Origin of the sequence: uncultured Friedmanniella sp. (genome assembly GCF_964244285.1) — a bacterium.
GTDB lineage: Bacteria > Actinomycetota > Actinomycetes > Propionibacteriales > Propionibacteriaceae > Microlunatus.
Window position 1 is genome coordinate 447,353 of record NZ_CAXTHT010000003.1, and the last position, 21,393, is coordinate 468,745.

Genomic DNA, 21,393 nt, shown 5'->3' on the forward strand with positions numbered 1-21,393 from the left:
TGGGTCTACACCTTGTTGTGGGAGAGGTTGTCGTGGAGCCGGATCAGCCCGTCGTCAGGTCGTAGACGGTGACCCCGCCGACCGTGCTGGCGGTATAGTTCGCCTCGACCCAGGCGGTGATCTGGCTGCCCGAGGAGGTACTGTCCCCGCCCTGACCGCCGCCGCCGGCCCCGCCACCGCTGGCGATGAAGTAGCTGATGTCCCCGCTGGCGACGTAGGCCTGGAACTCGGCCAGGGTGGGCGAGTTGTCGCCGCCGCCGAAGCCGCCGATCGCCATCACGGCCGTGTCGGTGGAGAGGATGTAACCCGCGGCGGACTGGCTGCCCACCGTCGCGGCCGACCAGCGGGTGCTGGTGGCGTTGAGCAGGTCGACCATCGCGGTGCTGGTGGTGGTGCTGCCGCCACCGCCGCCCTGGCCGAAGCCGCCCGTCGGGGCCTGGCCCTGCGTCGTCGTCCCGCCCTGCGTCCCGGTCTGGCTCGGGGCGCCGGCCGGACGGGTGCCGCCCTGGCCGCCGCGCATCCCGCCGCCCATACCGGTGCTGGAGGTCGAGGCCGGCCCGGCCGTCGGGGTGGAGCCGGTGTGCGCCGTGCTGACGGTCTGGACGGTGAAGGACGCCGCCCCCAGCGAGGCCGACAGCGCGCCGACGATCAGCCCGGCGGCGGCGAGCTTCTTGAGCCGACCGGCCGAGAGGGCCAGCACCACCGCGCCGAGCACGCCGCCGACCAACATCGTCCAGGCGAGTCCGGTGGCCCAGCCGCTGGCGTCGCGGTTCATCAGGTACCAGCCCCAGACAGCGGTGCCGGCCAGCACCACGGCGAGCGTGCCGCGAGCCACGTGATGGTCGCGGGCCAGCCACAGCTGACGGCCGCCGACCGCGATCAGGCCGGCGATGGCCGGGGCCAGGGCCACCGAGTAGTACGGGTGGATGGTGCCGGACATGAAGGAGAAGACCAGCGCCGAGACCACCAGCCACGCGCCCCACAGGATCAGGGCCGCACGGGTCCTGTTCGTCCGGGCAGCCCGCCGGGTGAGCACCAGACCGGCGACCAGTGCCACCAGGGCGGCCGGCAGGAACCAGGAGATCTGGGTACCGAAGACCGAGCTGAACATCCTGGTGATGCCGGTGGCGCCGCCGAAGCCGGCGCCGCCGAAGCCGCCGCCGCCGTTACCGCCGTTGCCGGTGCCGCCCAGCAGTCGGCCGAGGCCGTTGTAGCCGATCGCCAGCTCCCAGAGGGAGTTGTCGGTCGAGCCGCCGATGTAGGGCCGTGAGCCGGCCGGCCACAGCGCGACCAGGGCGACGAACCAGCCGGCGGAGACCACCAGGGCGCCGGTGGCGGCGAGCAGATGGGTGATCCGGGCGCGCAGCCGGAGCGGCGAGGCGACCAGGTAGACCAGGCCGAACGCGGGCAGCACCAGCAGGCCCTGGGCCATCTTGGTCGAGAACGCGAAGCCGATCGCCGTACCCGCCAGCAGCATCCAGCGCAGCGCCGCGCGACGGGTCGTGGCACCGGCGTCGATGGCCCGCACGACGGCGTAGGCGGCGAGTGTCATCAGCAGCACCAGCAGCGCGTCGGGGTTGTTGAAGCGGAACATCAGCGCGGCCACCGGCGTCATAGCCAGCAGCGCGCCGGCGACGAGGCCGGCGGCGGGGCCGGACCAACGCTTGACCGCTGCGTACAGGGTGCCGACCGCGCCCACGCCCATCAGCGCCTGCGGGAGCAGCATCGAGAAGGAGGAGAAGCCGAGGATGCGGGCCGAGAGCACCATGAGCCAGAGCGAGGCCGGCGGCTTGTCCACCGTGATGGCGTTCCCGGAGTCGAGGGAGCCGAAGAGCCACGCCTTCAGCGACTCGGTGCCGGACTTGACCGCCGCGGCGTAGAAGTCGTTGGCCGTCCCCGAGGCGGAGAGGTTGAGGAGGTAGAGCACGGCGGTGCCGAGCAGCAGCAGCCAGAGCAGGGGCCGAGCCCAACGCGGGTCGTCGGCCCCCCCGAGGAAGATCGAGCGAGCCCCCCCGCGTACCCGGTTCCCGGTCGCGGTGGAGGGGCTGGGCACGGGGGACGACTGGCGCCGGAGGCGATGACCGGCCAGGGGCGCGGCGTCGGAGGAGAGGGCGGTAGCAGGCATGCGTCCAGCCTCAGGGGTGGCCCTGTGCCGGCTCGGTCACACGTCTGTGGGCCTGCTGTGCGTGTGGGGCTGTTGCTCAGCACCCACATCTGACATGTTGTGACGGAGGTGAGCGGCGAGCCCGATGAGACCCCTGTGGCTCTCACGTGCCCGAATCCGTGGCGTTAGCCCCGCTTTCACGCCCGATCCTTGACATCTACCGCCTGATCCGGTGAAGTGCATCACAGAACCGGCACGCAAGGGAGCTGCTCGCGGTGAATTCTGATCACTCGGACGACACGTCCTCGCCCGCGCAGGGCGAGCTGGCCTTCCGCGCGGTGGGGGTGAAGAAGCACTACCCGGGCGTCAAGGCGCTGGACGGGGTGGACCTGGAGGGTTACGCCGGCAGCGTCCTCGGGGTCTGCGGTGCCAACGGCGCCGGCAAGTCGACCTTCGCCAAGTTGTTGGCGGGGGTGGACACCCTCACGGACGGCGAGATCACCATCACGGGCTACCCGCACGCGGTGCGCAACGCCGCCGAGGCCGAACAGGCCGGCGTGCTGATGATGCACCAGGAGCCGTTGATCATCGACGACTTCACCGTCGGGGAGAACGTCTGGCTCTACAAGCTGCGCGAAGGTCGCGACATCCGGCCCTGGGCGCAGAAGATCGACACCAACAGCGCGGAGACCAGGGAGGTGCTGCGGGGCGTCGGGCTCGGTCACCTGAAGACCCGGGAAGTGGCCCGCCACCTCGGTCCCGGCCAGCGCCAGATGCTCTCGCTCAGCCGGGCGGCCGTGACCCACCACAAGATCATGATCCTGGACGAGACCACGGCCTCCACCAGCGAGGAGCACTTCAACGACATCCTCGACCTGGTGGACCGCGAGAAGAAGGCCGGCACCTCGATCATCTTCGTGTCGCACCGGCTCAACGAGGTCTTCGCGATGTGTGACCGCATCGCGGTGCTGCGCAACGGCAAGCTGGTCAAGACCCTCAACGCCGCGGACAGCAACCCCGACGAGATCACCAACCTGATGATCGGCCAGGCCCTGAAGGCGCTCGACCGCCCGGCGCCGGTGACCTCGGACGCGGATGCGCCTGCCGTCATGTCCGTCCGGGACCTGCACGGGGGCACCGCTCGCGGCGTCTCCTTCGACGTCCGTCCGGGGGAGATCGTGGGCCTCTACGGACTGGTGGGGAGCGGGCGTTCGTCGGTGGCGCGCACCATCACCGGCCAGCGTCCCGCGGTCAGCGGCACGATCAAGCTGCGCGGCCAGGACATCAGCCTGCCCACGCCAGGCTCCGGGGTGTCGAAGGGCATCGCCTACCTGACCGAGGACCGCCGGCTCGAGGGCTTCGTGAAGGACTTCGACAACGGCCAGAACATGAGCCTGGTCGTGCTGCCCCGGATGGCCGCCGGTGGGGTGGTGAAGTCGGCGGTCGAGAAGAAGCGGGTCCGGGAGCTGATCGGGGAGTACCAGGTCAAGGGCGGGACGAAGACGTACACCCGCAGCCTGAGCGGCGGCAACCAGCAGAAGGTCGTCGTCGCGAAGTGGCTCGAGTCCGACCCCGACTTCGTCGTCCTGGACGAGCCCACCAAGGGCATCGACGTCGGTGCCCGCGCCAACATCTACGAGATCATCCACGCCGTGGCCGCCCGCGGCAAGGGTGTGCTGGTCGTCTCCAGCGAGGCCGAGGAGCTGTTGTCGCTCTGCCACCGCATCCTCGTGATGCGCAACGGCGAGATCGTGGGCGAGTTCGACCCCGAGCAGTCCGACACCGACGAGCTGATCCGCACCGCCCTCTCCCACACCGACTGACGTCCCAGACTCAACGAGGAGCTTCCTTCATGGCCACATCCGTCGCGCCACCCCCCGCCGTCCACGCCTACGAGGAGGACGACTCCCGAGGCAGTGCGATCACCGGCTGGCTGAAGAGCCAGTACGCCCTCTACATCCTGGTCGCCCTCCTGCTGGTGGCCACCATCACCAAGGGCGGGGTCTTCTGGGGCGGGACCAACCTGACCAACCTGCTGCTGCAGATGTCGATCATCGGCGTGGTCACCCTCGGTGAGCTGATCGTGGTGCTGACCGGCGGCATCGACATCAGCGTCGGGTCTGCGCTCGGCCTGGCCGCCGTCATCGCCGCCGGCCTCTTCGGTGGCCCGTCGGTCCTGCTGTCCCTCGTCGTCGCCGTGATCATTGGCGGCGTCATCGGAGCGGTCAACGGTTGGCTCGTGGCCTTCCGCGGTCTGGAGCCGTTCATCGTGACCCTGGGCATGCTGGCCCTGGCCCGCGGTCTGGTGTACGCCTACGGCAACGGCATCCCGATCAACCCGAAGGCGGCGGCGTCCTTCGCCAAGTTCGGCCAGACGACGGTCATCGGGATCCCGGTGCTGGCCATCATCTGGCTGTTGATGGTGGCGCTGGTCGCCTTCTTGCTCTACCGCACCGTCTGGGGACGCCGGGTCTACGCGATCGGGTCCAACATCGAGGCCGCCCGCAGCTCGGGCATCCCGGTCAAGACCACCCTCTGGTCGGTCTACATCCTGGCCGGCCTGCTCGTCGGACTGGGTGGCTGGATGTTCCTGAGCCGTTTCGCCAGCGGCACCTCGACCGCCGGCAACCTGCTCGAGCTGGAAGCCATCGCCGCCGTGGTCATCGGCGGGGCGCGGTTGTCGGGTGGCTTCGGCAAGGTCTTCGGTGCCGTCGTCGGCACGATCATCTTCGCGGTGATCGCCAACCTCCTGTCGCTGCTCAACGTCTCCACCTTCCTGCAGGACGCCTTCCGCGGCGCCCTCATCCTGGTGGCCGTCACGCTCGCCACGGTCCAGTTCACGCGCCGGCGGAAGACGGACTCGACCTCTTCGGCCGCCAAGTGATCGGGGCGCGGCGCCGGACGGCGCTCGCGGCGATGGGGGCGGCGGGGGTGCTGATGGTCAGCGCCTGCGGCCAGATCTACCCCTCGTCCGCCCCGGCACAGGGCCCGGCCAACGGGGTGAAGTCCGACGTCCACCAGGTTGTCGTCGGCTTTGCGCAGCAGCAGCTGCAGGCGCCCTACTTCGCGGCCATGCAGGTCGAGGCGCAGCAGATCGCGGACCAGCAGGGTTTCAAGATCCTCATCCAGGCGGCCAACAAGGATCCCGTCATCCAGATGAACCAGATGCAGGCGATGATGGCCCAGGGCGCGGACGTCCTGATCGTCAACGCGACCAGCGTCAAGGGTCAGAAGGAGATGATGACCCAGGTCGCCTCCAAGATTCCGGTCGTCTACATCGACACCTCCGTGCCGGGCACCGGCACCACCAGCGTCCAGTCCGACAACCTCACGATCGGCCGCGAGTCGGGCAAGATCACCGCTCAGCGATTCAAGGACATGGGCAAGACCAGCATCAAGATGGTCATCCTCACCGGCCCGGCCACCGACGAGTTCGTCGGCCCGGCCCGTCGCCAGGGCTTTCTGGACGGGCTGAAGGAGGGCGGCATGCCGTTCGAGATCCAGAGCGAGCAGGCCGGCGACTACGCGCAGGACATCGGCCAGGTCGCGGCGGAGAACATGCTGGCCGCCCATCCCGACACCGACCTGGTGATGGGTCTCAACGACTCGATGACCCTGGGCGCCTACAACGTCATCAACGGCAAGGACAAGTACAAGAACGTCTACGTCGCCGCGGCCGCGGACGGTCAGAAGGAGGGGGAGGCGCTGATCAAGTCGGGAGGCTGCACCGGCAAGTACATCTCGACCGGGCTCAACTCCCCGTCTCTGGCCGCCCAGGAGGCCCTGCAGATCGCGGTCGACATCGCGACGGGCAAGAAGAAGCCGAGCGACTACCCGCCGCAGTCGTTCACCAAGGCGGTCGGGATCGGCTGCAAGAACATCGACGACTACTACGACCCCAACAGTGTCTTCTGACCCCCGTCACCGCCGCTGAGCTGGAGGGGCCGGCCGAATCGGTCGCGCCTCTCCTGCTCGGTGCGCTGTTGCGGCATGGCGAGGTGGCCGTCCGGCTGACCGAGGTCGAGGCGTACAGCGGGACCGGTGACCCCGCCTCGCACGCCGCCCGGGGTCGTACCGCCCGGACCGAGGTGATGTTCGGACCGCCGGGACGGCTCTACGTCTACTTCTCCTACGGCATGCACTGGGCCGCCAACGTGGTCTGCGGCCCGGACGGCACCGCGTCGGCCTGTCTGCTGCGGGCCGCTGAGGTGGTCGACGGCCTGGCCCTCGCCCGGTCCCGCCGCGGTCGTTCCTCCGATCGCGACCTGGCCCGCGGACCCGGCCGGCTCTGCCAGGCGCTCGGCCTCGGGGCCGAGCACAAGGGCACGTCGGTGCTCGGCGACGGGCCGGTCACCCTCGAACCGGACCCGCAGCCGGCCGCCGCGATCAGCCGTGGTCCCCGCGTCGGGGTCTCGCTCGAGGCCGAGCGGCCCTGGCGGTTCTGGCTGACCGGTGATCGGTTCGTCTCCGACTACAAGCGCAGCCCGCGCGCCCCGGCCGTCCCCTGAGGACGGTCTCAGGCGGCGAGGGTGGGCCTGCTCGGTGCCCGTTCGGGCTGGGGAGCGGGCTTCGGCAGCACCAGGTCCTCCAGGTACGACACCGTCTGGCCGTCCTCGGTGATGGAGATCTCGATGGTGGGCTCGTCCAGGTCGGTGCGGAGCACGGCGACCCGACGGGCGTGGCAGCGACGGCAGCGGCTGCGGGTGGTCCTGAACTGGCGGTCGGTCATCGCCTCGCGGACGGCGGGCCAGCCGTGGCCCTCCGCCCGGCACTGCGCCAGCGCCACCTCGGCCTTGGTCTGCTGCTCGCCCATCGTCGGTTCCCCTCGTCCTCGGCCGCGTCGAGCACTCCCCGAGCTCGTCGTGCGCGGCCGTTGCCGATCATGCTGCCCGCCCGGCGAGGCGTACGGGCGGCTCCGTGATCGGGCCGTGACGTCAGTCCAGCGGCTGCAGCGAGGTGAGGATCGAGGGCACGTACTCGGCCACGGTCGGGTGGATGGGCAGGGCGTCCCGCAGGGTCGGGTAGCGGACGCCCGCCTGGATGGCGGTGCCGACGACCTGGATCACGTCGTCGGCCTGCAGCCCCAGGATGCTGGCGCCGAGGATCTCCTCGCTGTCGGCGTCGACCAGGATGCGCATCACGCCGGTGGTCTCGCTCTCCAGGATCGCGCGGCTGACCCGGGCCATCCCGATCTCGGCCTTGAGCACCCGGCGTCCCGACGTGCGGGCGTCGGCGCTGCTCATGCCGACCCGGCCGAGCGGCGGGTCGGTGAACATCGCGTACGTGGTGATCCGGCCGTCGGCGGTCCGCGGCGGGGCGAGCAGGATCTGGGAGTCCTGGTAGGAGGTGTGCGTCCAGGCCCCGCGGCCGTTGACGTCGCCCAGGGCCCAGACCCCGGGCACCGAGGTCTGGTAGCGGCCGTCGGTGACGAAGAACCCGTGGTCGTCGGTCTCGACGCCGTGCTCGCCGAGCAGGTCGGAGTTCGAGCGCCGCCCGACCGCCATCAGCAGGTGGCTCCCGGTGACGGTGCTGCCGTCCTCGAGCGTCACCTCGACGCCGTCGGATGCCCCATCCCTCGCCAAGGACCGGGCCACCGAGGACGTGCGGCCGTCGACGACGCGGATGCCCTCCTCGGTGAACAGGTCGGTGAGGATCTGACGCACGTCCGGGTCCTCACGGGCGGCCAGCCCGCCACTGGCCACGATGGTGACCTGCGAGCCGAACCGGGCGAACATCTGGCCGAACTCGCAGCCCAGGTAGCCGCCCCCCACGATCACCAGGTGCTCCGGCAGCTCGGTCAGGGCCAGCAGCTCGACCTCGGTCATCACCTCTACGGTGTCCAGGCCGGGCAGTGGCGGTACGGAGGCGCGGCTCCCGACGTTGAGGTAGACGCGGCCGGTCGTCAACGTCCGGCCCGCGACCTCGACCCGGTGCGCCACACCGTCGGGGTCGGTGGTCAGGGTGGCGCGGCCGTGGATCTGCTCGAGGTGGTCGACGCCATCGAGGTACCCGGCCAGTCCCTGCACCTGGTCCTCGATCACCCGGTGCACCCGGGCCATCACGGCCGGGAAGTCGATGGTCACCTCACCGGTGTGCACGCCGTACACCTCGGCCCGCCGCGCCTGGTGGGCCACCACGGCGCTGGCCCGGAGCGCCTTGGTGGGCTTGCAGCCGTGGTTGAGGCAGGTGCCGCCGACGCGCTCCATCTCGATCAGGGCCACCCGGCCCCCGCGGCCGGCGGCGTCCGCCGCCACTCCGGGACCAGCCTGCCCGGCGCCGATCACGATGGCGTCGTAGTGCTCCGCCTCGCCGGCCCCGCCGGGCGGTTCGTGCTGCTGCATGGTGGTGGTGGTCATGGCGGCCCTCTCGTCGTCCTTCTCGACACCGTAGTGCCCCGGCCGCGCCGCAGGATTGGCCAACCCTGCTCCGGTCTGCCTAGACTCCCCAGCCAGAAGATAACGATTCGATCTCGACGCGTACGGCTCGGGGGAGCGGAGGGCTCGTGGTGCGAGCACGCCCACGACGGGCAGCGCGTCCGTCCACCGTCGTCCGGGTCGGCCGGATCGCTCTGCCCGGGCTCGCGCTGGCCCTGGCCACCACCGGCGTGGTCGCAACGGCCACCGGAGCCGCCGAGCCGCAGGCCGCGCCCGCGCCCGCGCCCGCGCCGGTCCAGTCCACCGCGTCGACGCTCACCCGTGAGCAGGCCGTCAGCCGCAGCGACTTCCGCCAGGCCCTGCCCGCCACCCCCGAGACCGAGCCGACGACGAAACCCGAGCCGGCGGCGAAGCCCGACCCGGAGGCCAAGCCGAAGGCGAAAGCCAAGCCGACGACGCCCTCGCTCACCGTGGTGGACCACCAGTACACCCGCGTCGACCTGAACGTGCGGGCGAAGAACGACACCGGCTCCAAGCTGTTGACGGTGCTCGACGCCGGTTCCCGGCTCTCGGTCACCGCGACCGTCCGCGGCGTCTGGCGCTACGTCTCCTACCGGGGCGGCGGAGCCTGGGTGAAGGACCAGTACCTGGTGGACAAGAAGCCGGCGGCCGTCGCGGCCGGCATCTCCTCGGCGGCGTGCGCCTCGGGCTCCAAGGTCGAGTCGGGCCTGACCCCCGACGCCATCCGCGTCCACCGTGCCATCTGCGCCCGGTACCCCTCGGTCAAGGCGTACGGCGGGGTCCGGGCCGACTCCCTGCCCGAGCACCCGTCGGGTCGCGCCCTGGACGCGATGATCTCCGACTCCGACACCGGCTGGGACATCGCGAAGTGGGTGCGGGCGAACGCCAGGCAGCTCGGCGTGAGCGAGGTCCTCTACGCGCAGCACATCTGGACGGTGCAGCGCTCCGGCGAGGGCTGGCGCACCTTCGCCGACCGCGGCTCGGCGACGGCCAACCACGACGACCACGTGCACGTCACGGTCTACGGCCACTCCGGCGGCTGAGGGGAAACGGTCCCGAGACTTGTGGTCCTGACTTGTGGCTCACCTGTGCGCGACCTAAAATCCGTTCATGATGGACAAGTACCAGGTGGTGCTGGGCGCGATAGCCGTGTCCATCATGGTGCTCGTCCCCGTGCTGTGCGTGTTGAGCTACGACCTCCTCGCCGGCCGCTGGGACCGCAGCATCGGTGCCTGGCGGGAACGTCGCCACGAGGCTCGTGACCACCGTCGTTCCGTCCGGGCGCTACGGCGTCAGGCCGGTCTGCCGCTGGAGGAGGTGGTGGCCAACCTCCGACGGCTCCGGCTCGCCGTCGGCGCGGACGCCCGGCGCAGCGCGGCCCAGCAGATGGGCAACCGGCTCGCCTACGACCGGCTGCTCGCCCAGGCCTGCGAGATGCTCGACATCGAGCACGAGCTGAGCGCCGAGACGGCCGGGATGGAGCGCGACATCGAACGCGTCCGGATCGAGGCCGAGCTCGAGGGTGCCGGGGTCTACGTCACCGACCGGCACTTCGGCCAGGCTGCCTGAGCGGGTAGGCCGCCGCCAGCTCGGCCGCCACCTCGCGCCGGTACGGGTTGAGCTCGGTCCGGGTCCGCGAGGGATGCACCCGGTTGGTCAGCAGGACGGCGACCAGGTCGCGGTCCTCGTCCAGCACCAGTGACGTCCCGGTGAACCCGGTGTGGCCGTACGCGCGGCCCCGCCCGGCCAGCCTGCCCATGAACGTGGCGTCGTCGGTCCGCCAGCCCAGCCCGTCAGTGATGAGGGCGCGGGCCGAGACCGGCGACAGGGCCAGGGCGGACGGCCGCCCCGCCAGCAGCTCCAGCATCGTCCGGCCGAAGCCCAGCACGTCGGCGGCGGTGCCGAAGAGCCCCGCGTTGCCGGCCACCCCACCCCAGGCCGCGGCGTTCTCGTCGTGCACCAGTCCTCGGGAGTCGGGCGTCCCCGGACGGACCTCGGTGGCGGCGATCCGGTCCCGGTCGACGCCACGGTCCAGCGGTCGGTAGCCGAGGTCGGCGAGCTCGAGCGGCTGGGCGACCTCCTGCCGGACGACCGCGTCCAGCGGCCCGGCGACCTGTTCGACGAGCCGGCCCAGCAGCAGGTAGCCGACGCAGGAGTAGCGAGGCGTCCCGATCCCCTCCAGCGACGGACGCCAGCTGAAGGTGTCCGCGGGCAGCCCCGCGGTGTGGGTGAGCAGCTGCCGCACGGTGATGGCGTCGCGCCTCTCACCGGCGAAAGTCGGGAGGTAGCGGACGACACGGTCCTCGAGGGCCAGCGCACCGCGGTCGGCCAGGACGGCCACCACGGTCGCCGTCACCAGCTTGGTCAGCGAGGCCAGGTCGTAGAGGGTGCCCGCGGTGACCGGCACCCCCGCGGCGTCGCAGCCGGTCGCTCCGGTCGCGACGATCTGCCGCCGGCCCGCGACGTCTAGACCCAGCACGGCGCCCGGGAAAAGAGGCCGAGGCTCGGCCGAGGTCCCGGCGCGGAGCAGCGTCTCCCAACGGTTCTCGCCCACCGGGCCAGCCTAGAGCGCCAGGTGACGGGGCCTCTCCCGGCGACCATCGATATGGTATAGTTCGATATCGAAAGCTTCGAGGTCAAAGAGGTCTCGGGCCGATAACGAAAGGTCGCACCATGTCTCGCCTTACGCAGGCCGTCCGCAGCCACCGGGAGACCACCCGGAACCGGCGCGAGCTGTCGCGCGCGATCAGCAACGCCGCCACCCCCGCCATGCGGGACGAGCTCATCATCGTCGCGCAGCGCCACGGCGGCTTCGGCCAGCGCTGAGACCGACCGCTCACCCGGCGAGGCTGGTCAGGGCCGGTACCAACAGGACCGCGCCCAGACCGAGCCCGCCGAGGTTGAGCAGGCCGAACAGCGCCAGCCAGAGAGCCACCGGTAGCCGCGTGAGCCGGGAGAGCTGACCGGCGTCGGAGTGCTTGGCCCGACCGGCCTGGTGCTGCCGGGTCAGCTCGAGGACGGGCTTGGGGGCGGCAAGGAGCAGCACCCAGGTCAGCAGGGTCGCCACCGCGGTCTGGGTGCCGGCCGCGCCGTACCAGCTCAGCAGGCCCAGTCCGGCGCCGAACCCCAGCACGACCACGAAACCGTAGAGGTTGCGGATCTGCAGCAGCATCAGCGCGAGCAGCAGCGCGAACGCCCACATCAGCCCGAGTGCGTGCCCGTCCAGCAGCAGCAACGCCGCACCCAGCCCGACCAGGGCCGGCCCCAGGTATCCCGCCAGCAGCATCGCCACCATGCCGGGCCCGGACGGGCGGCCGCTGGAGACCGTCAGCCCGGACGTGTCCGAGTGCAGCCGGATCCCCCGCAGCCGACGTCCCACCACCAGCGCCGCCACCGCGTGGCCGCCCTCGTGGGTGATGGTCACCACGAGCCGGGTCGCCCGCCAGAGCGCGGGGTGCAGCACCAGGGCCAGCGCCACCAGCGCCGAGCCCGTCACCAGCCCCGCCGACGGGGCCGGCTGCCTCGACAGCGCGCGGCGAGCAACCTCGGCGAGCAGTTCCGACGCGCTCAGCCGAACAACACCGTCCTCGGCTCACGGCTCGTCGAGGTCCGTCGCGCCAGCACGGCGAGGATGACGAGCAGCGCACCGACCGCCGCGATCCGGACGAGGAAGACGTCGGTGGCCGCAGCCACCGCGACCAGAGCCCAGCCGGCGGTGAACGCGTACCCGACCACGGCCACCAGCCGGCCCACGGCGACCACGGAGACGGCGGTGGCCATCAGGACCAGAACCAGCGAGACGCCCGTGACCCAGCCGGCCCGTTCCGGCATCCCGAGGGAACGGAACGTCGTGCCGAAGCCGGCCGCGGCGGCCAGGGTGGCCCAGCCGAGATAGAGGGTGACCGGCAGCCGCAGCGCCAGCCGTTCCGTCGTCGTGGCGGCCGGGCCGGTGGCCACGAACTGCCGCGCAGCCACCGCGAGGCAGGCGACCAGGCCCAGGATGATCACCTGCGAGAGCCAGATCGCGCCGCTGACGAAGACCGGCACCCAGACCGTGCTGGCGGTGAACGCCGCCACCAGCCACCACCCCGTACGCCGATGCACCTCCCGCTCGCGCTGGCCGGGCCGGGCCTGGTAGACCGCGAGCGCCAGCGCCGCGAGGTAGATCAGCCCCCAGATCGCGAACGCGTACCCGGCCGGCGTGACCGGGCTGCGGTTCTGGTCCGAGATCGCGCCGACGTCGCCGCCCACCGTGGAGCTGAGCGAGCCGACCACCACCTCCGCCACGGCGGTGACGACGACAGCGACGCTGCGGATGCGGTCGGACGGCATGGTCCCAGTGTGCCGCGCCCCGTGCCCTGAGCCTGTTGCAGGGCGTCTCCTCTCACAAACCTCCGTTGGTCCACAGGGAGCCGCTGGTGCCGGTGAGGGTGGCGGCGAAGGCGACGGCCTGGGCGTCGGTGAGGCCGCTGACGAAGTCGACGATGCCGCGGCCGCGGCCCATCCGGGCCAGCTCGGCGTCGGAGGTGCGGCCGTCCAGCCACTCGGGGTGGGTGGCGGCGATCCGTTCGTAGCCGTACGTGGCGGAGTTGACCAGGTCGAGCAGCCGGTGCGGGGCGCGGGCGGCGTCGCTGCGGTCCGACAGCCAGCGGTCGAAGCCGGTGACGAGGTGCCGGACGGTCTGCTCCTGGCCGCGCTGGAACATCGCGAGGTCGGGCCGGTCGAGGATGAAGTAGGTGTTCACGAACTTCAGCACCGACACCTCGTGCCAGGTCCGAGCGCTCATCCGCACGTAGCCTGAGCGCACGGGCGGGTCGGGATCGAGGGTGACCGAGCTGACCAGGTGGTCGATCCAGCGCGAGACGAAGCCTGAGATGGCCCGTTCGGCGATCATCGAGCCGTCGTACGGGGAGGCCAGGACGCCGTCGACGAACTCGTCCCCGACGGCGGCGACGGCCGCGGCGAAGGTGGCCTCGTCGAAGACCCAGTCGTCGCGGCTCTGCAGTCGACGGCGCAGGCGCTCCAGCCCGGCGCCGGGCTCGCGCCCCACCGCGGCGAGTCCGCGCTGTTCCAGGGCGGCCAGGGCCCGTCGCTCGCTGAGCCAGGTGCGGAACTCTCCCGAAACCGGGGAGAACTGCAGCACGCCCGAACGGTGGAAGTCCTCGACGTCGTGCAGGGAGTAGGCGATGTCGTCGGCCAGGTCCATCACCGAGCACTCCAGCGTCTGCCGGCCCGGAGGCAGGTCCGGGAAGGGCTCGAGCGAGGTGAGCATCTCGGGTAGGTCGATCAGGTAGCTGGAGAACTTGGCCGCTCCGGTGCCGCCGCTGCCGTGCCCGGCGCCGCGGGGCGGGTCGGCCCAGTCCGTGGGGTGCGGGTCGGGGTGGTGGAACCTCGCCCAGGGGTACTTCAGCACGGCGGCACGGACGGCGGCGGTGAGGTTGAGCCCGTTGTCGCCCGGGCCCAGGACCTCGAGCTCGGACAGGATCCGGAAGGTCTGCGCGTTGCCCTCGAAGCCGTCCGCCAGCCCGAACCGCTCCCGGGCCAGCCGGTCGAGGGCGCGCTCGCCGAGATGCCCGAACGGCGGGTGACCGAGGTCGTGCGCGCCGGCCGCCGCCTGGACGACGACGTGGTCCAGGCCGCCGAGCCGTCGGAGCACCCCGCGGTCCTCGGTGCGCAGCAGGCGGACGGCGATCGACCTGGCCACGGCGGTGACCTTGAGCGTGTGGGTCAGCCGGTTGTGCACCACGCCGTTGGTCGCGCCCGCCGTGACCACCTGGGTGACCTCGGCGAGGCGCGAGAACGACTGCGCGAAGCGGATCCGTTCGAGGTCGGTCCGGAACTCCGACTCTCCGGGCGTGTACGGATGCTCCGGCTCCGGCCACGCGCGCTCGAGTCGGGGGTCCATGGTCGCCAACGGTATTGCAGGACCGCCCGGCTCACGGGTCCTTGGTGCGGGCGATCACGTCGGTGAGCAACGCGTGCAGCCCCTGGAGCTCCTCGACGGTCAGCCCCAGCCGCGCCATCATCGCCGGCGGGATGGCCAGCGCGCGCTCGCGCAGGGCCCGGCCCTCCTCGGTCAGGGTCACGTCGAGCGTGCGCTCGTCGTCGGTCCGGCGCTGCCGGTGGAGGAAGCCCTGGACCTCGAGCCGCTTGAGCAGCGGCGAGAGGGTCGCGGGCTCCAGCGAGACCAGCTCGCCCAGGCGGCGGACCGACAGCGGCTCGGCCTGCCAGAGCGCCAGCATCACGAGGTACTGCGGGTGGGTCAGGCCCATCGGCTCCAGCAGCGGCCGGTACTCCGCGATCACCCGACGAGAAGCGACGGCGAGCGCGAAGCAGACCTGGCTCTCCAGGGCGAGGGGGTCGATGGCGGTCGCTGCGGTCATGCTGCCATCCTACTGTAGGCTAATCATTAGTGCGCGAACTAATGGTTCGGCCGAGGTGGAGGAGCAGAGATGGCGAAGGTCCCCCGGGACGAGCGGTTCGGATGGTTCTGGCGGCTGCGCTGGACCATCGAGTACGGCCTGATGCACGTCTACGGCCCGGCCGCCCTCGACGACGCCCGCGACCCCCGGGTGCAGATGAAACGCGACCATGACCGGCGCAAGGCCGCGCACCAGGCCCGTCAGGCCACCGCCGCCGCTCATCGCTAGGCTGCCGGAGGACATCCCGAGCGAGTGAGACGAGGGCACAGATGAGCGCACCGGTGGATCCGACCAGCACCTCGGCCTGGCAAGGGCTGACCGCCGTCCGGGAGGGTTTCGCCCCCGATCTGCGGGCCTGGTTCGCCGACGAGCCGGGACGAGCCGAGCGGCTCAGCTTCACCGCCGGCGAGCTGTTCGTCGACCTGTCCAAGAACCTGGTGGACGAGACGGTGCTGGGCCACCTGCTGGAGCTGGCCGAGCAGGTCGGGCTGCCCGAGCGGCGGGCCGCCATGTTCTCGGGCGAGCACATCAACGTCACCGAGGATCGGGCCGTGCTGCACACCGCGCTGCGGGCACCGGCCGGAGCCAGCCTGGAGGTGGACGGCGCCGACGTCGTGCCGCAGGTGCACGAGGTCCTCGAGAAGGTGTACGCGTTCGCCGACAAGGTGCGCAGCGGCGAGTGGGTGGGGGTGACGGGCAAGAGGATCCAGACGATCGTCAACATCGGGATCGGCGGCTCTGACCTGGGCCCGGTGATGGTCTACGAGGCGCTGCTGCCGTACGTGCAGGAGGGCCTGACCTGCCGCTTCGTCTCCAACATCGACCCGACCGACGTGGCCGAGAAGACCCGTGACCTCGACCCGGAGACGACGCTGTTCATCGTCGCGTCGAAGACCTTCACCACGCTGGAGACCCTGACCAACGCCCGGCTCGCTCGCGCCTGGCTGCTGGAGGGGCTCGGCGACGTCGCCTCCTCCGACCAGCAGGGCGCGGTCGCCAAGCACTTCGTCGCGGTGTCGACGGCGCTGGACAAGGTGGCCGCCTTCGGCATCGACCCCGACAACGCGTTCGGGTTCTGGGACTGGGTCGGCGGCCGCTACTCGGTCGACTCCGCCATCGGCACCTCGGTCGCGGTGGCGATCGGACCGGAGGCGTTCGGGCAGTTCCTGGCTGGCTTCCACGCTATCGACGAGCACTTCCTGCAGGCGCCGCCGGCGGAGAACGTCCCGTTGCTGATGGGGCTGCTGAACGTCTGGTACAACAACTTCTTCGACGCCCAGACCCACGCGGTGCTGCCGTACACGCAGTACCTGCACCGCTTCCCGGCGTACCTGCAGCAGCTGACGATGGAGTCCAACGGCAAGGGCGTCCGCTACGACGGCTCGCCCGTCACGACGCCGACGGGCGAGGTCTTCTGGGGTGAGCCCGGCACCAACGGCCAGCACGCGTTCTACCAGCTGATCCATCAGGGCACCCGGGTCATCCCGGCCGACTTCATCGCCGTGGCCAACCCGGCGCACCCGCTCACCGACGGCGACGCGGACGTGCACGAGCTCTTCCTCGCCAACTTCTTCGCCCAGACCAAGGCGCTGGCCTTCGGCAAGACCGCCGACGAGGTCCGCGCCGAGGGGACGGCGGAGTCGATCGTCCCCGCCCGCGTCTTCACCGGCAACCGGCCGACGACCTCGATCTTCGCGCCGGCGCTGACCCCCTCGGTCGTCGGCCAGCTGATCGCCCTGTACGAGCACATCACCTTTGTCCAGGGCGTCGTCTGGGGCATCGACAGCTTCGACCAGTGGGGTGTCGAGCTGGGCAAGCAGCTGGCCCAGCAGGTCACCCCCGCCGTGACCGGCGACGCCGACGCCCTGGCCGGCCAGGATCCCTCGACCCAGTCCCTCATCCGCTGGTACCGGGCTCACCGCAGCTAAGCGCCGTAAACCGCTGAGCGGCGACACCGCGAGCTGCCGTCGACCTGTCACCGCTCAGCGGTTCCCGAAAAGTTATCCACAGAGGTGCGGAGCGGCCGCGACGGGGGCCGGCCCGGAGCCCAGACTGCTGGACGTGAGCGAGGTTGCGCGGGGGCGCCGGCGAGGAGTGGGGTGGACGCCGGTCGGTTACGGACTGCACGTACTCAGTGCGGATCCCGAGGTCGCCCTGGTGGACCGGCTCAGCGCCTGGCAGCTGGCCTTGCCCGAGGGCGCGGTCTTCACCTCGCTCACGGCTGCGGCCTTGCGCGGGTGGTGGCTGCCAGCCACGCCCGCACCGCTCGTGCAGATCGCCGTTGGCGAACGCGACTCGCATCCGCAGCGCCGAGGTCTACGGGTGTTCCGGTTGCAGGACCGGCCCGACCGGGAGCTCGTATACGGACTCCCCGTCGCGGCCGCGGCCGAGACCCTCCTGGCGGCAGCGACAGAGCTCGCGGTGCTCGACCTCGTCCCGTTGGCCGACTCAGCGCTGCGGAGTGGTGCCTGCACCCTCGACGAGGTCCGGGCCATGGCCGCGACCCGCCGCCGAGGTGCGCCTGCCCTGCGGAGGGTGCTGCTGCAGCTCGACGCGCGCAGCGAGTCGCCCTGGGAGTCGATCATGCGGGTGCTCCACCGGGCAGCGGGAATCGAGGTCGAACCTCAATACGTCATCCGCGACGACGGCGGCCGGTTCGTCGCCCGAGCCGACCTCTGGCTGGTCGGCACTCGGCGAATCCATGAGTACGACGGTGAGGTCCACCGGGACGCCGCGACTCACCGTCGCGACCTCAGCCGCGACCGGCGGCTGACCGACACCGGCTGGCAGCGTCATGGTTACACCGCAACCGAGGTTCTGCACGGCGCGGGTCCGATCCTCGCGTCGGTCGACGCGCTGCTGGGCCGGACCTGGGACCCTGAGCGGCTCGCGCGTTGGCGGCTGCTGGTAGCCGAGTCCTCCTACGGGCGGCAGAACCGCTAGGCGGTGACAGATTTAGAGGCTCTGTTGCTGTCGCCGCCCAGCGGTTGTCCGAGACTCAGAGCTCGGGACCGGTGGACCGGAGCTTGTCGACCTCCTCCATGGCCGTCCGCAGGTCGGCCAGCCAGCTGTCGGCATGTTCGCCCACCAGCTTGACCGCCCAGGAGAGGGCCTCCGAGCGGGACCGGGCGACGCCCGCGTCCACGAGGGTGTCGAGGACCTGTCGCTCGGGCTGACGCAGGCGGGTCATCACCGGGACGGAGATGTGGGTGAACAGGGCGTCGACCTCACCCAGCCGCGCCCCCCAGGAGACCTTGCGGCCGTAGCGGGCCTCGGCCTCCTCCGCGATCTCGATCCGTGCCGCGCGGCTCTCGGCGCGGAAGCGGGAGACCTGTCCCTCAGCGGTCGCGCGGTCTGGGGCCGGGTCCTCGGCCAACCGCCCGACGACGATGATCTCCTCGCGGTCGACCGTCACCGTCAGGTCGCTGAACCACTCCTTCGGAAGCCGGCCCTCGAACCAGGCCGGCGCGTCGTCCGCCGGCGGTGAGTCGACGTTCTGCCAGCCGCCCGGGCGACCGAAGCCGCGTCCGCGGGGTCCTCGCCGGCCGCGTCCGGGTCCTGTTGCCTCGCCGCCCTCGTCCTGGGGACCGTGCGGTCCCGCCATACCGTGCCACATGTCGTTCTCCCTCATCGTCCTTGCAGTAATTACATGATTACACAACGGCGCAAGGGGTTCAGCGCTCGAGCACCGGCTGTCGCGACGTGATGAGGTCGATCACCGTCTTGACGCACGCCAGCTGGTCCCGCAGCAGCCCGTGCAGCCAGGCCGGGCTGGTGCGGCTCACGCCTGCGTCGCCCACCCCGGCGGCGTCCAGTCCCACCGCGCGGGCCGTGGCCACCGCCCGGGGCAGGTGGTAGGTCTGCGTCACCACCACGATGCGCTGCACCCCGAACACCCGTCGCGCGCGGACGCAGGAGTCATAGGTGTCGTAGCCGCACCGGTCGAGGACGAGCCGGTCGGCCGGCACCCCGGCGGCGACGAGGTAGGCGCACATCGCAGCCGGCTCGTCGTACTCGGGCGCACGGCCGTCGCCAGAGAGCAGCAGGGTCGAGACCGTGCCGGCGTCGAGCAGCCGTCGGCCCAGCTCGAGGCGGGCGGCCAGGAACGACGACGGCGTCCCGTCGGGATAGACCTGCGCTCCCAGCACCAGCCCGACCGGGGCGGGCGGCACGTCGGCCTCGGCGTAGCAGTGGCCGGCCGCGCGGATCCGGACGAAGGCCACCGAGCCCAGGACGGCGGCGGCCGCGCCGGCGCCGTTGGTGAGCAGGGCCGTCAGCAGCAGTCGCGCGGGCCGGTTCATCAGCCGAGCGTACGAGCCCTGTGGACAACCCGGGAACTGTCAGTAGGGGGCATCAGGATGGACCCATGAGCCTGTCCGCGGATCCCCAGACGACGTCGATCGACGTCACCGGCCCCTACGACCTCGCCGAGGTCGCGCTGATGGGGTTCGGCCATCGCGACGAGCGGTCGTTCGACGGCGTGATGCGGATGGCCTTCTGCCTGGACGGCGACCACGAGACCCAGGTCGGCGTCGAGGCCCGACAGGTCGAGGCGTCGGTCGAGCTCACCGTGTACGGGCCGCCGGGAGCGGCCGTCCTGTCCGGTGAGCGGCTGGCCGACGTGGCCCGCCAGGTGGCCCGGGTGATCTCGCTCGACCACGACGGGGCGGCCTTCGATGCGGTCTGCCTCGCCGACCCAGCGCTGGCCCGCCTGCACGCCGTCGCTCCGGGCTTCCGGCCGGCACTGTTCTACTCCCCGTACGAGGCAGCGGTCTGGTCGGTGCTGAGCGCGCGCCGTTCGCGGACCCAGGCCATCCCCCTGCGGACCCGGCTGTGCGAGCTCTACGGGACGCCGTTCGTGCTGGCCGGCCAGCCGCTCTCGGCTCTGCCCACCCCCTCGCAGCTGCTGGCCGTCGAGGCCCTGCCCGGCCTGCCGGCCGACCGGGTCCCGCGGTTGCACGCCATCGCGCGCGCGGCGACGGGGAGACAGCTCGGGGCGGAGCGGCTGCGAGCGCTCGACCCGGCGGAGGCGGAGCGCGAGCTGCAGCGGCTGCCCGGTATCGGGCCGTTCTACAGCTCGCTGATCGTCCTCCGCGCCGTCGGGCACGCCGACGTGCTGGCCTTCGAGGGCCACGCCCGATCCGCGGTCGAGGAGCTCTACGGGGTCGACCACGAGCTCACGCCGGACGAGCTGACGACGCTGGCCGAGGGCTGGCGGCCGTTCCGGACGTGGGTGATGGTCAGCGCCCGAGCCCTGGGCGGGCGGCTCGCCGGGTGACAATGGGCCGGTGCCCGAGGGAGATACGGTCTGGCGGTCCTGCCGTCGGCTCGACGAGGCGCTGCACGGTCAGCTGCTGACCCGCTGCGAGCTCCGAGTGCCCAGCCTGGCCACGACTGACCTGACCGGCGTGACCGTGCGCGAGGTCGCCTCCCGCGGCAAGCACCAGCTCTTCCGTTTCGACAACGGCTACACGCTGCACACGCACTTTCGGATGGAGGGCACCTGGCGCATCTTCGAGCGCGGCCGGCGCTGGAGCGGCGGGCAGGAATTCCAGATCCGCGCGGTGCTCGCCACCGCGCGGCACGACGCCGTCGGCTACCGGCTGCCGGTGGTCGAGCTGCTGCCGACCGCCGAGGAGGACAGTGTCGTCGGCCACCTCGGGCCGGACCTGCTCGGCCCGGACTGGGACCTGGCCGAGGCGGTCCGCCGCGTCAGCGCGCAGCCGGAGCGGAGCATCGGCGAGGCCCTGCTGGACCAGCGGAACCTGGCCGGGATCGGCACTCTCTACCGCGCGGAGCTGCTGTTCCTGCAGGGTCTGCACCCGCGGACGCCGGTGGGCTCGGTCGGCAACGTCCGCCGGGTGCTGCAGCGCGGCCAGCAGCTGCTCTACGCGAACCGCTGGCGTACCGAGCAGTCGACGACGGGCGACCTGCGGCCGGGCCGGAGCCGCTACGTCTTCGAACGACCCGGCCAGCCGTGCCGACGCTGCGGCACGCCGGTGCTCACCGAGGAGTTCGGGCCCCGGGGGCAGGAGCGCCGCAGCTACTGGTGCCCGCGCTGCCAGCCCACCGTCCCCTGAGCGGGCGTCAGTCCCGCTCGACGTAGTCGGGACGACCGGACGGGCGCTCGCTGGGTTCGGGCCAGAAGTCGACCATCCGGGTGATCCGCTGCTGGTCGTCGAAGGTGAGCAGCGACAGGTTGTCCATCGGCTCGCCCTCGTAGGTGACGGTCAGCCGGACGGCGGCCTCCCGGTCACCGTCGGCGATCACGCGGTCGACCGCCAGGTGCCACTCGCCGGGATAGTCCTGGTTGAACCGCAGGTAGTTCTCGCGCCCGTGAACACGTTCGTGGCTCTGCGGCAGCTCGTAGACGAAGTCAGGGGCCAGCAGGGCCTCGACCTCGTCCCAGTTCCGGGCTTCGAGCGCGGCGTAGTAACGGTGTACGGGATCGGCCATGCTGCAGCCTAGAGGG

At 71.5% G+C, this 21,393-nt stretch carries 23 protein-coding genes; 12 read left to right on the plus strand and 11 right to left on the minus strand.

What is annotated here, in order from left to right; genetic code table 11:
- Positions 1–43: 43 nt before the first annotated feature.
- Positions 44–2,125, minus strand: coding sequence for an ArnT family glycosyltransferase (locus ACFE7W_RS10155; protein WP_375424646.1), 2,082 nt, complete (start codon positions 2,123–2,125; stop codon positions 44–46).
- Between the two features lie 254 nt (positions 2,126–2,379).
- Between ACFE7W_RS10155 and ACFE7W_RS10160 the strand changes: the two genes are divergently transcribed.
- Genes ACFE7W_RS10160 through ACFE7W_RS10175 form a run of 4 tightly spaced genes read left to right on the plus strand, consistent with a single transcriptional unit; the run spans position 2,380 to position 6,612 of the window.
- Positions 2,380–3,927, plus strand: a complete 1,548-nt coding sequence (locus tag ACFE7W_RS10160) for a sugar ABC transporter ATP-binding protein (RefSeq protein WP_375424647.1) — start codon at positions 2,380–2,382, stop codon at positions 3,925–3,927.
- A 29-nt stretch (positions 3,928–3,956) separates the two neighbouring features.
- Positions 3,957–4,988, plus strand: coding sequence for an ABC transporter permease (locus ACFE7W_RS10165; RefSeq protein WP_375424648.1), 1,032 nt, complete (start codon positions 3,957–3,959; stop codon positions 4,986–4,988).
- On the plus strand, positions 4,985–6,019 hold the full coding sequence (locus ACFE7W_RS10170; RefSeq protein WP_375424649.1) for a sugar ABC transporter substrate-binding protein: 1,035 nt from the start codon (positions 4,985–4,987) through the stop codon (positions 6,017–6,019). The genes ACFE7W_RS10165 and ACFE7W_RS10170 overlap by 4 nt, the downstream gene beginning before the upstream one ends.
- A 53-nt stretch (positions 6,020–6,072) precedes the next feature.
- A complete protein-coding gene (locus ACFE7W_RS10175; RefSeq protein ID WP_375424867.1) occupies positions 6,073–6,612 on the plus strand; it encodes a DNA-3-methyladenine glycosylase in 540 nt (179 codons plus the stop codon).
- Between the two features lie 8 nt (positions 6,613–6,620).
- Here ACFE7W_RS10175 and ACFE7W_RS10180 read toward each other — a convergent pair whose 3' ends face one another.
- Positions 6,621–6,917 carry a hypothetical protein gene (locus ACFE7W_RS10180; RefSeq protein ID WP_375424650.1) on the minus strand — a complete coding sequence of 99 codons (297 nt, stop codon included), beginning with the start codon at positions 6,915–6,917 and terminating at the stop codon, positions 6,621–6,623.
- Positions 6,918–7,038: 121 nt separating this feature from the next.
- Positions 7,039–8,460 carry a mercuric reductase gene (locus tag ACFE7W_RS10185; RefSeq protein WP_375424651.1) on the minus strand — a complete coding sequence of 474 codons (1,422 nt, stop codon included), beginning with the start codon at positions 8,458–8,460 and terminating at the stop codon, positions 7,039–7,041.
- 149 nt (positions 8,461–8,609) lie between these two features.
- Between ACFE7W_RS10185 and ACFE7W_RS10190 the strand changes: the two genes are divergently transcribed.
- Both ACFE7W_RS10190 and ACFE7W_RS10195 read left to right on the plus strand, forming a co-directional pair.
- Positions 8,610–9,542, plus strand: coding sequence for an SH3 domain-containing protein (locus ACFE7W_RS10190; RefSeq protein ID WP_375424652.1), 933 nt, complete (start codon positions 8,610–8,612; stop codon positions 9,540–9,542).
- 67 nt (positions 9,543–9,609) lie between these two features.
- Positions 9,610–10,068, plus strand: coding sequence for a hypothetical protein (locus tag ACFE7W_RS10195; protein WP_375424653.1), 459 nt, complete (start codon positions 9,610–9,612; stop codon positions 10,066–10,068).
- On the opposite strand, the gene ACFE7W_RS10200 is transcribed toward ACFE7W_RS10195, so the two are convergent.
- Positions 10,037–11,053: a serine hydrolase domain-containing protein gene (locus ACFE7W_RS10200; protein WP_375424654.1), complete on the minus strand. Its 1,017-nt coding sequence runs from the start codon at positions 11,051–11,053 to the stop codon at positions 10,037–10,039. The two genes, ACFE7W_RS10195 and ACFE7W_RS10200, sit on opposite strands and share 32 nt — an antisense overlap.
- Positions 11,054–11,172: 119 nt before the next feature.
- On the opposite strand from ACFE7W_RS10200, the gene ACFE7W_RS10205 reads away from it, so the two are divergent.
- On the plus strand, positions 11,173–11,325 hold the full coding sequence (locus ACFE7W_RS10205) for a hypothetical protein (protein WP_375424655.1): 153 nt from the start codon (positions 11,173–11,175) through the stop codon (positions 11,323–11,325).
- Between the two features lie 10 nt (positions 11,326–11,335).
- Here the strand turns inward: ACFE7W_RS10205 and ACFE7W_RS10210 are convergent, their stop codons facing one another.
- The 4 genes from ACFE7W_RS10210 to ACFE7W_RS10225 all read right to left on the minus strand — a co-directional run bounded on the left by ACFE7W_RS10210 (position 11,336) and on the right by ACFE7W_RS10225 (position 14,882).
- Positions 11,336–11,995 (minus strand): M50 family metallopeptidase, encoded by a 660-nt coding sequence (locus ACFE7W_RS10210; RefSeq protein ID WP_375424656.1) that lies wholly within the window; start codon positions 11,993–11,995, stop codon positions 11,336–11,338.
- 71 nt (positions 11,996–12,066) lie between these two features.
- Entirely contained in the window at positions 12,067–12,831 is a 765-nt protein-coding gene (locus tag ACFE7W_RS10215) for a hypothetical protein (protein WP_375424657.1), read from the minus strand.
- Between the two features lie 52 nt (positions 12,832–12,883).
- Positions 12,884–14,404 carry a deoxyguanosinetriphosphate triphosphohydrolase family protein gene (locus tag ACFE7W_RS10220; RefSeq protein ID WP_375424658.1) on the minus strand — a complete coding sequence of 507 codons (1,521 nt, stop codon included), beginning with the start codon at positions 14,402–14,404 and terminating at the stop codon, positions 12,884–12,886.
- A gap of 31 nt (positions 14,405–14,435) precedes the next feature.
- The gene (locus tag ACFE7W_RS10225) at positions 14,436–14,882 is read right to left on the minus strand and encodes a MarR family winged helix-turn-helix transcriptional regulator (RefSeq protein WP_375424659.1); all 447 of its coding nucleotides are present in this window, start codon (positions 14,880–14,882) and stop codon (positions 14,436–14,438) included.
- Positions 14,883–14,951: 69 nt separating this feature from the next.
- Here ACFE7W_RS10225 and ACFE7W_RS10230 point away from each other — a divergent pair, with 69 nt between their 5' ends.
- The 3 genes from ACFE7W_RS10230 to ACFE7W_RS10240 all read left to right on the plus strand — a co-directional run bounded on the left by ACFE7W_RS10230 (position 14,952) and on the right by ACFE7W_RS10240 (position 17,864).
- Positions 14,952–15,149 carry a hypothetical protein gene (locus ACFE7W_RS10230; RefSeq protein ID WP_375424660.1) on the plus strand — a complete coding sequence of 66 codons (198 nt, stop codon included), beginning with the start codon at positions 14,952–14,954 and terminating at the stop codon, positions 15,147–15,149.
- Between the two features lie 41 nt (positions 15,150–15,190).
- The gene (gene pgi, locus ACFE7W_RS10235) at positions 15,191–16,849 is read left to right on the plus strand and encodes a glucose-6-phosphate isomerase (protein ID WP_375424661.1); all 1,659 of its coding nucleotides are present in this window, start codon (positions 15,191–15,193) and stop codon (positions 16,847–16,849) included.
- A 133-nt stretch (positions 16,850–16,982) separates the two neighbouring features.
- The gene (locus tag ACFE7W_RS10240) at positions 16,983–17,864 is read left to right on the plus strand and encodes a hypothetical protein (protein WP_375424662.1); all 882 of its coding nucleotides are present in this window, start codon (positions 16,983–16,985) and stop codon (positions 17,862–17,864) included.
- 55 nt (positions 17,865–17,919) lie between these two features.
- Here the strand turns inward: ACFE7W_RS10240 and ACFE7W_RS10245 are convergent, their stop codons facing one another.
- On the minus strand, positions 17,920–18,552 hold the full coding sequence (locus tag ACFE7W_RS10245) for a hypothetical protein (protein WP_375424663.1): 633 nt from the start codon (positions 18,550–18,552) through the stop codon (positions 17,920–17,922).
- Between the two features lie 43 nt (positions 18,553–18,595).
- Complete coding sequence (locus ACFE7W_RS10250) at positions 18,596–19,222, minus strand: vancomycin high temperature exclusion protein (protein ID WP_375424664.1); 627 nt, start codon at positions 19,220–19,222, stop codon at positions 18,596–18,598.
- A 65-nt stretch (positions 19,223–19,287) separates the two neighbouring features.
- On the opposite strand from ACFE7W_RS10250, the gene ACFE7W_RS10255 reads away from it, so the two are divergent.
- Complete coding sequence (locus ACFE7W_RS10255) at positions 19,288–20,199, plus strand: DNA-3-methyladenine glycosylase family protein (RefSeq protein ID WP_375424665.1); 912 nt, start codon at positions 19,288–19,290, stop codon at positions 20,197–20,199.
- Positions 20,200–20,209: 10 nt separating this feature from the next.
- Positions 20,210–21,001 carry an Fpg/Nei family DNA glycosylase gene (locus tag ACFE7W_RS10260; RefSeq protein WP_375424666.1) on the plus strand — a complete coding sequence of 264 codons (792 nt, stop codon included), beginning with the start codon at positions 20,210–20,212 and terminating at the stop codon, positions 20,999–21,001.
- Between the two features lie 7 nt (positions 21,002–21,008).
- Here the strand turns inward: ACFE7W_RS10260 and ACFE7W_RS10265 are convergent, their stop codons facing one another.
- Positions 21,009–21,377, minus strand: a complete 369-nt coding sequence (locus tag ACFE7W_RS10265; RefSeq protein ID WP_375424667.1) for a nuclear transport factor 2 family protein — start codon at positions 21,375–21,377, stop codon at positions 21,009–21,011.
- Between the last annotated feature and the right edge of the window lie 16 nt (positions 21,378–21,393).

What these genes read in the sequence shown, in the direction of transcription:
- ACFE7W_RS10155 (WP_375424646.1), bottom strand. Translation starts at nt 2,125, where the DNA reads ATGCCTGCTACCGCCCTCTCCTCCGACGCCGCGCCCCTGGCCGGTCAT.
- ACFE7W_RS10165 (WP_375424648.1), top strand. Translation starts at nt 3,957, where the DNA reads ATGGCCACATCCGTCGCGCCACCCCCCGCCGTCCACGCCTACGAGGAG.
- ACFE7W_RS10180 (WP_375424650.1), bottom strand. Translation starts at nt 6,917, where the DNA reads ATGGGCGAGCAGCAGACCAAGGCCGAGGTGGCGCTGGCGCAGTGCCGG.
- ACFE7W_RS10185 (WP_375424651.1), bottom strand. Translation starts at nt 8,460, where the DNA reads ATGACCACCACCACCATGCAGCAGCACGAACCGCCCGGCGGGGCCGGC.
- ACFE7W_RS10195 (WP_375424653.1), top strand. Translation starts at nt 9,610, where the DNA reads ATGATGGACAAGTACCAGGTGGTGCTGGGCGCGATAGCCGTGTCCATC.
- ACFE7W_RS10205 (WP_375424655.1), top strand. Translation starts at nt 11,173, where the DNA reads ATGTCTCGCCTTACGCAGGCCGTCCGCAGCCACCGGGAGACCACCCGG.
- ACFE7W_RS10215 (WP_375424657.1), bottom strand. Translation starts at nt 12,831, where the DNA reads ATGCCGTCCGACCGCATCCGCAGCGTCGCTGTCGTCGTCACCGCCGTG.
- ACFE7W_RS10220 (WP_375424658.1), bottom strand. Translation starts at nt 14,404, where the DNA reads ATGGACCCCCGACTCGAGCGCGCGTGGCCGGAGCCGGAGCATCCGTAC.
- ACFE7W_RS10225 (WP_375424659.1), bottom strand. Translation starts at nt 14,882, where the DNA reads ATGACCGCAGCGACCGCCATCGACCCCCTCGCCCTGGAGAGCCAGGTC.
- ACFE7W_RS10230 (WP_375424660.1), top strand. Translation starts at nt 14,952, where the DNA reads ATGGCGAAGGTCCCCCGGGACGAGCGGTTCGGATGGTTCTGGCGGCTG.
- pgi (WP_375424661.1), top strand. Translation starts at nt 15,191, where the DNA reads ATGAGCGCACCGGTGGATCCGACCAGCACCTCGGCCTGGCAAGGGCTG.
- ACFE7W_RS10245 (WP_375424663.1), bottom strand. Translation starts at nt 18,552, where the DNA reads ATGAGGGAGAACGACATGTGGCACGGTATGGCGGGACCGCACGGTCCC.
- ACFE7W_RS10250 (WP_375424664.1), bottom strand. Translation starts at nt 19,222, where the DNA reads ATGAACCGGCCCGCGCGACTGCTGCTGACGGCCCTGCTCACCAACGGC.
- ACFE7W_RS10255 (WP_375424665.1), top strand. Translation starts at nt 19,288, where the DNA reads ATGAGCCTGTCCGCGGATCCCCAGACGACGTCGATCGACGTCACCGGC.
- ACFE7W_RS10265 (WP_375424667.1), bottom strand. Translation starts at nt 21,377, where the DNA reads ATGGCCGATCCCGTACACCGTTACTACGCCGCGCTCGAAGCCCGGAAC.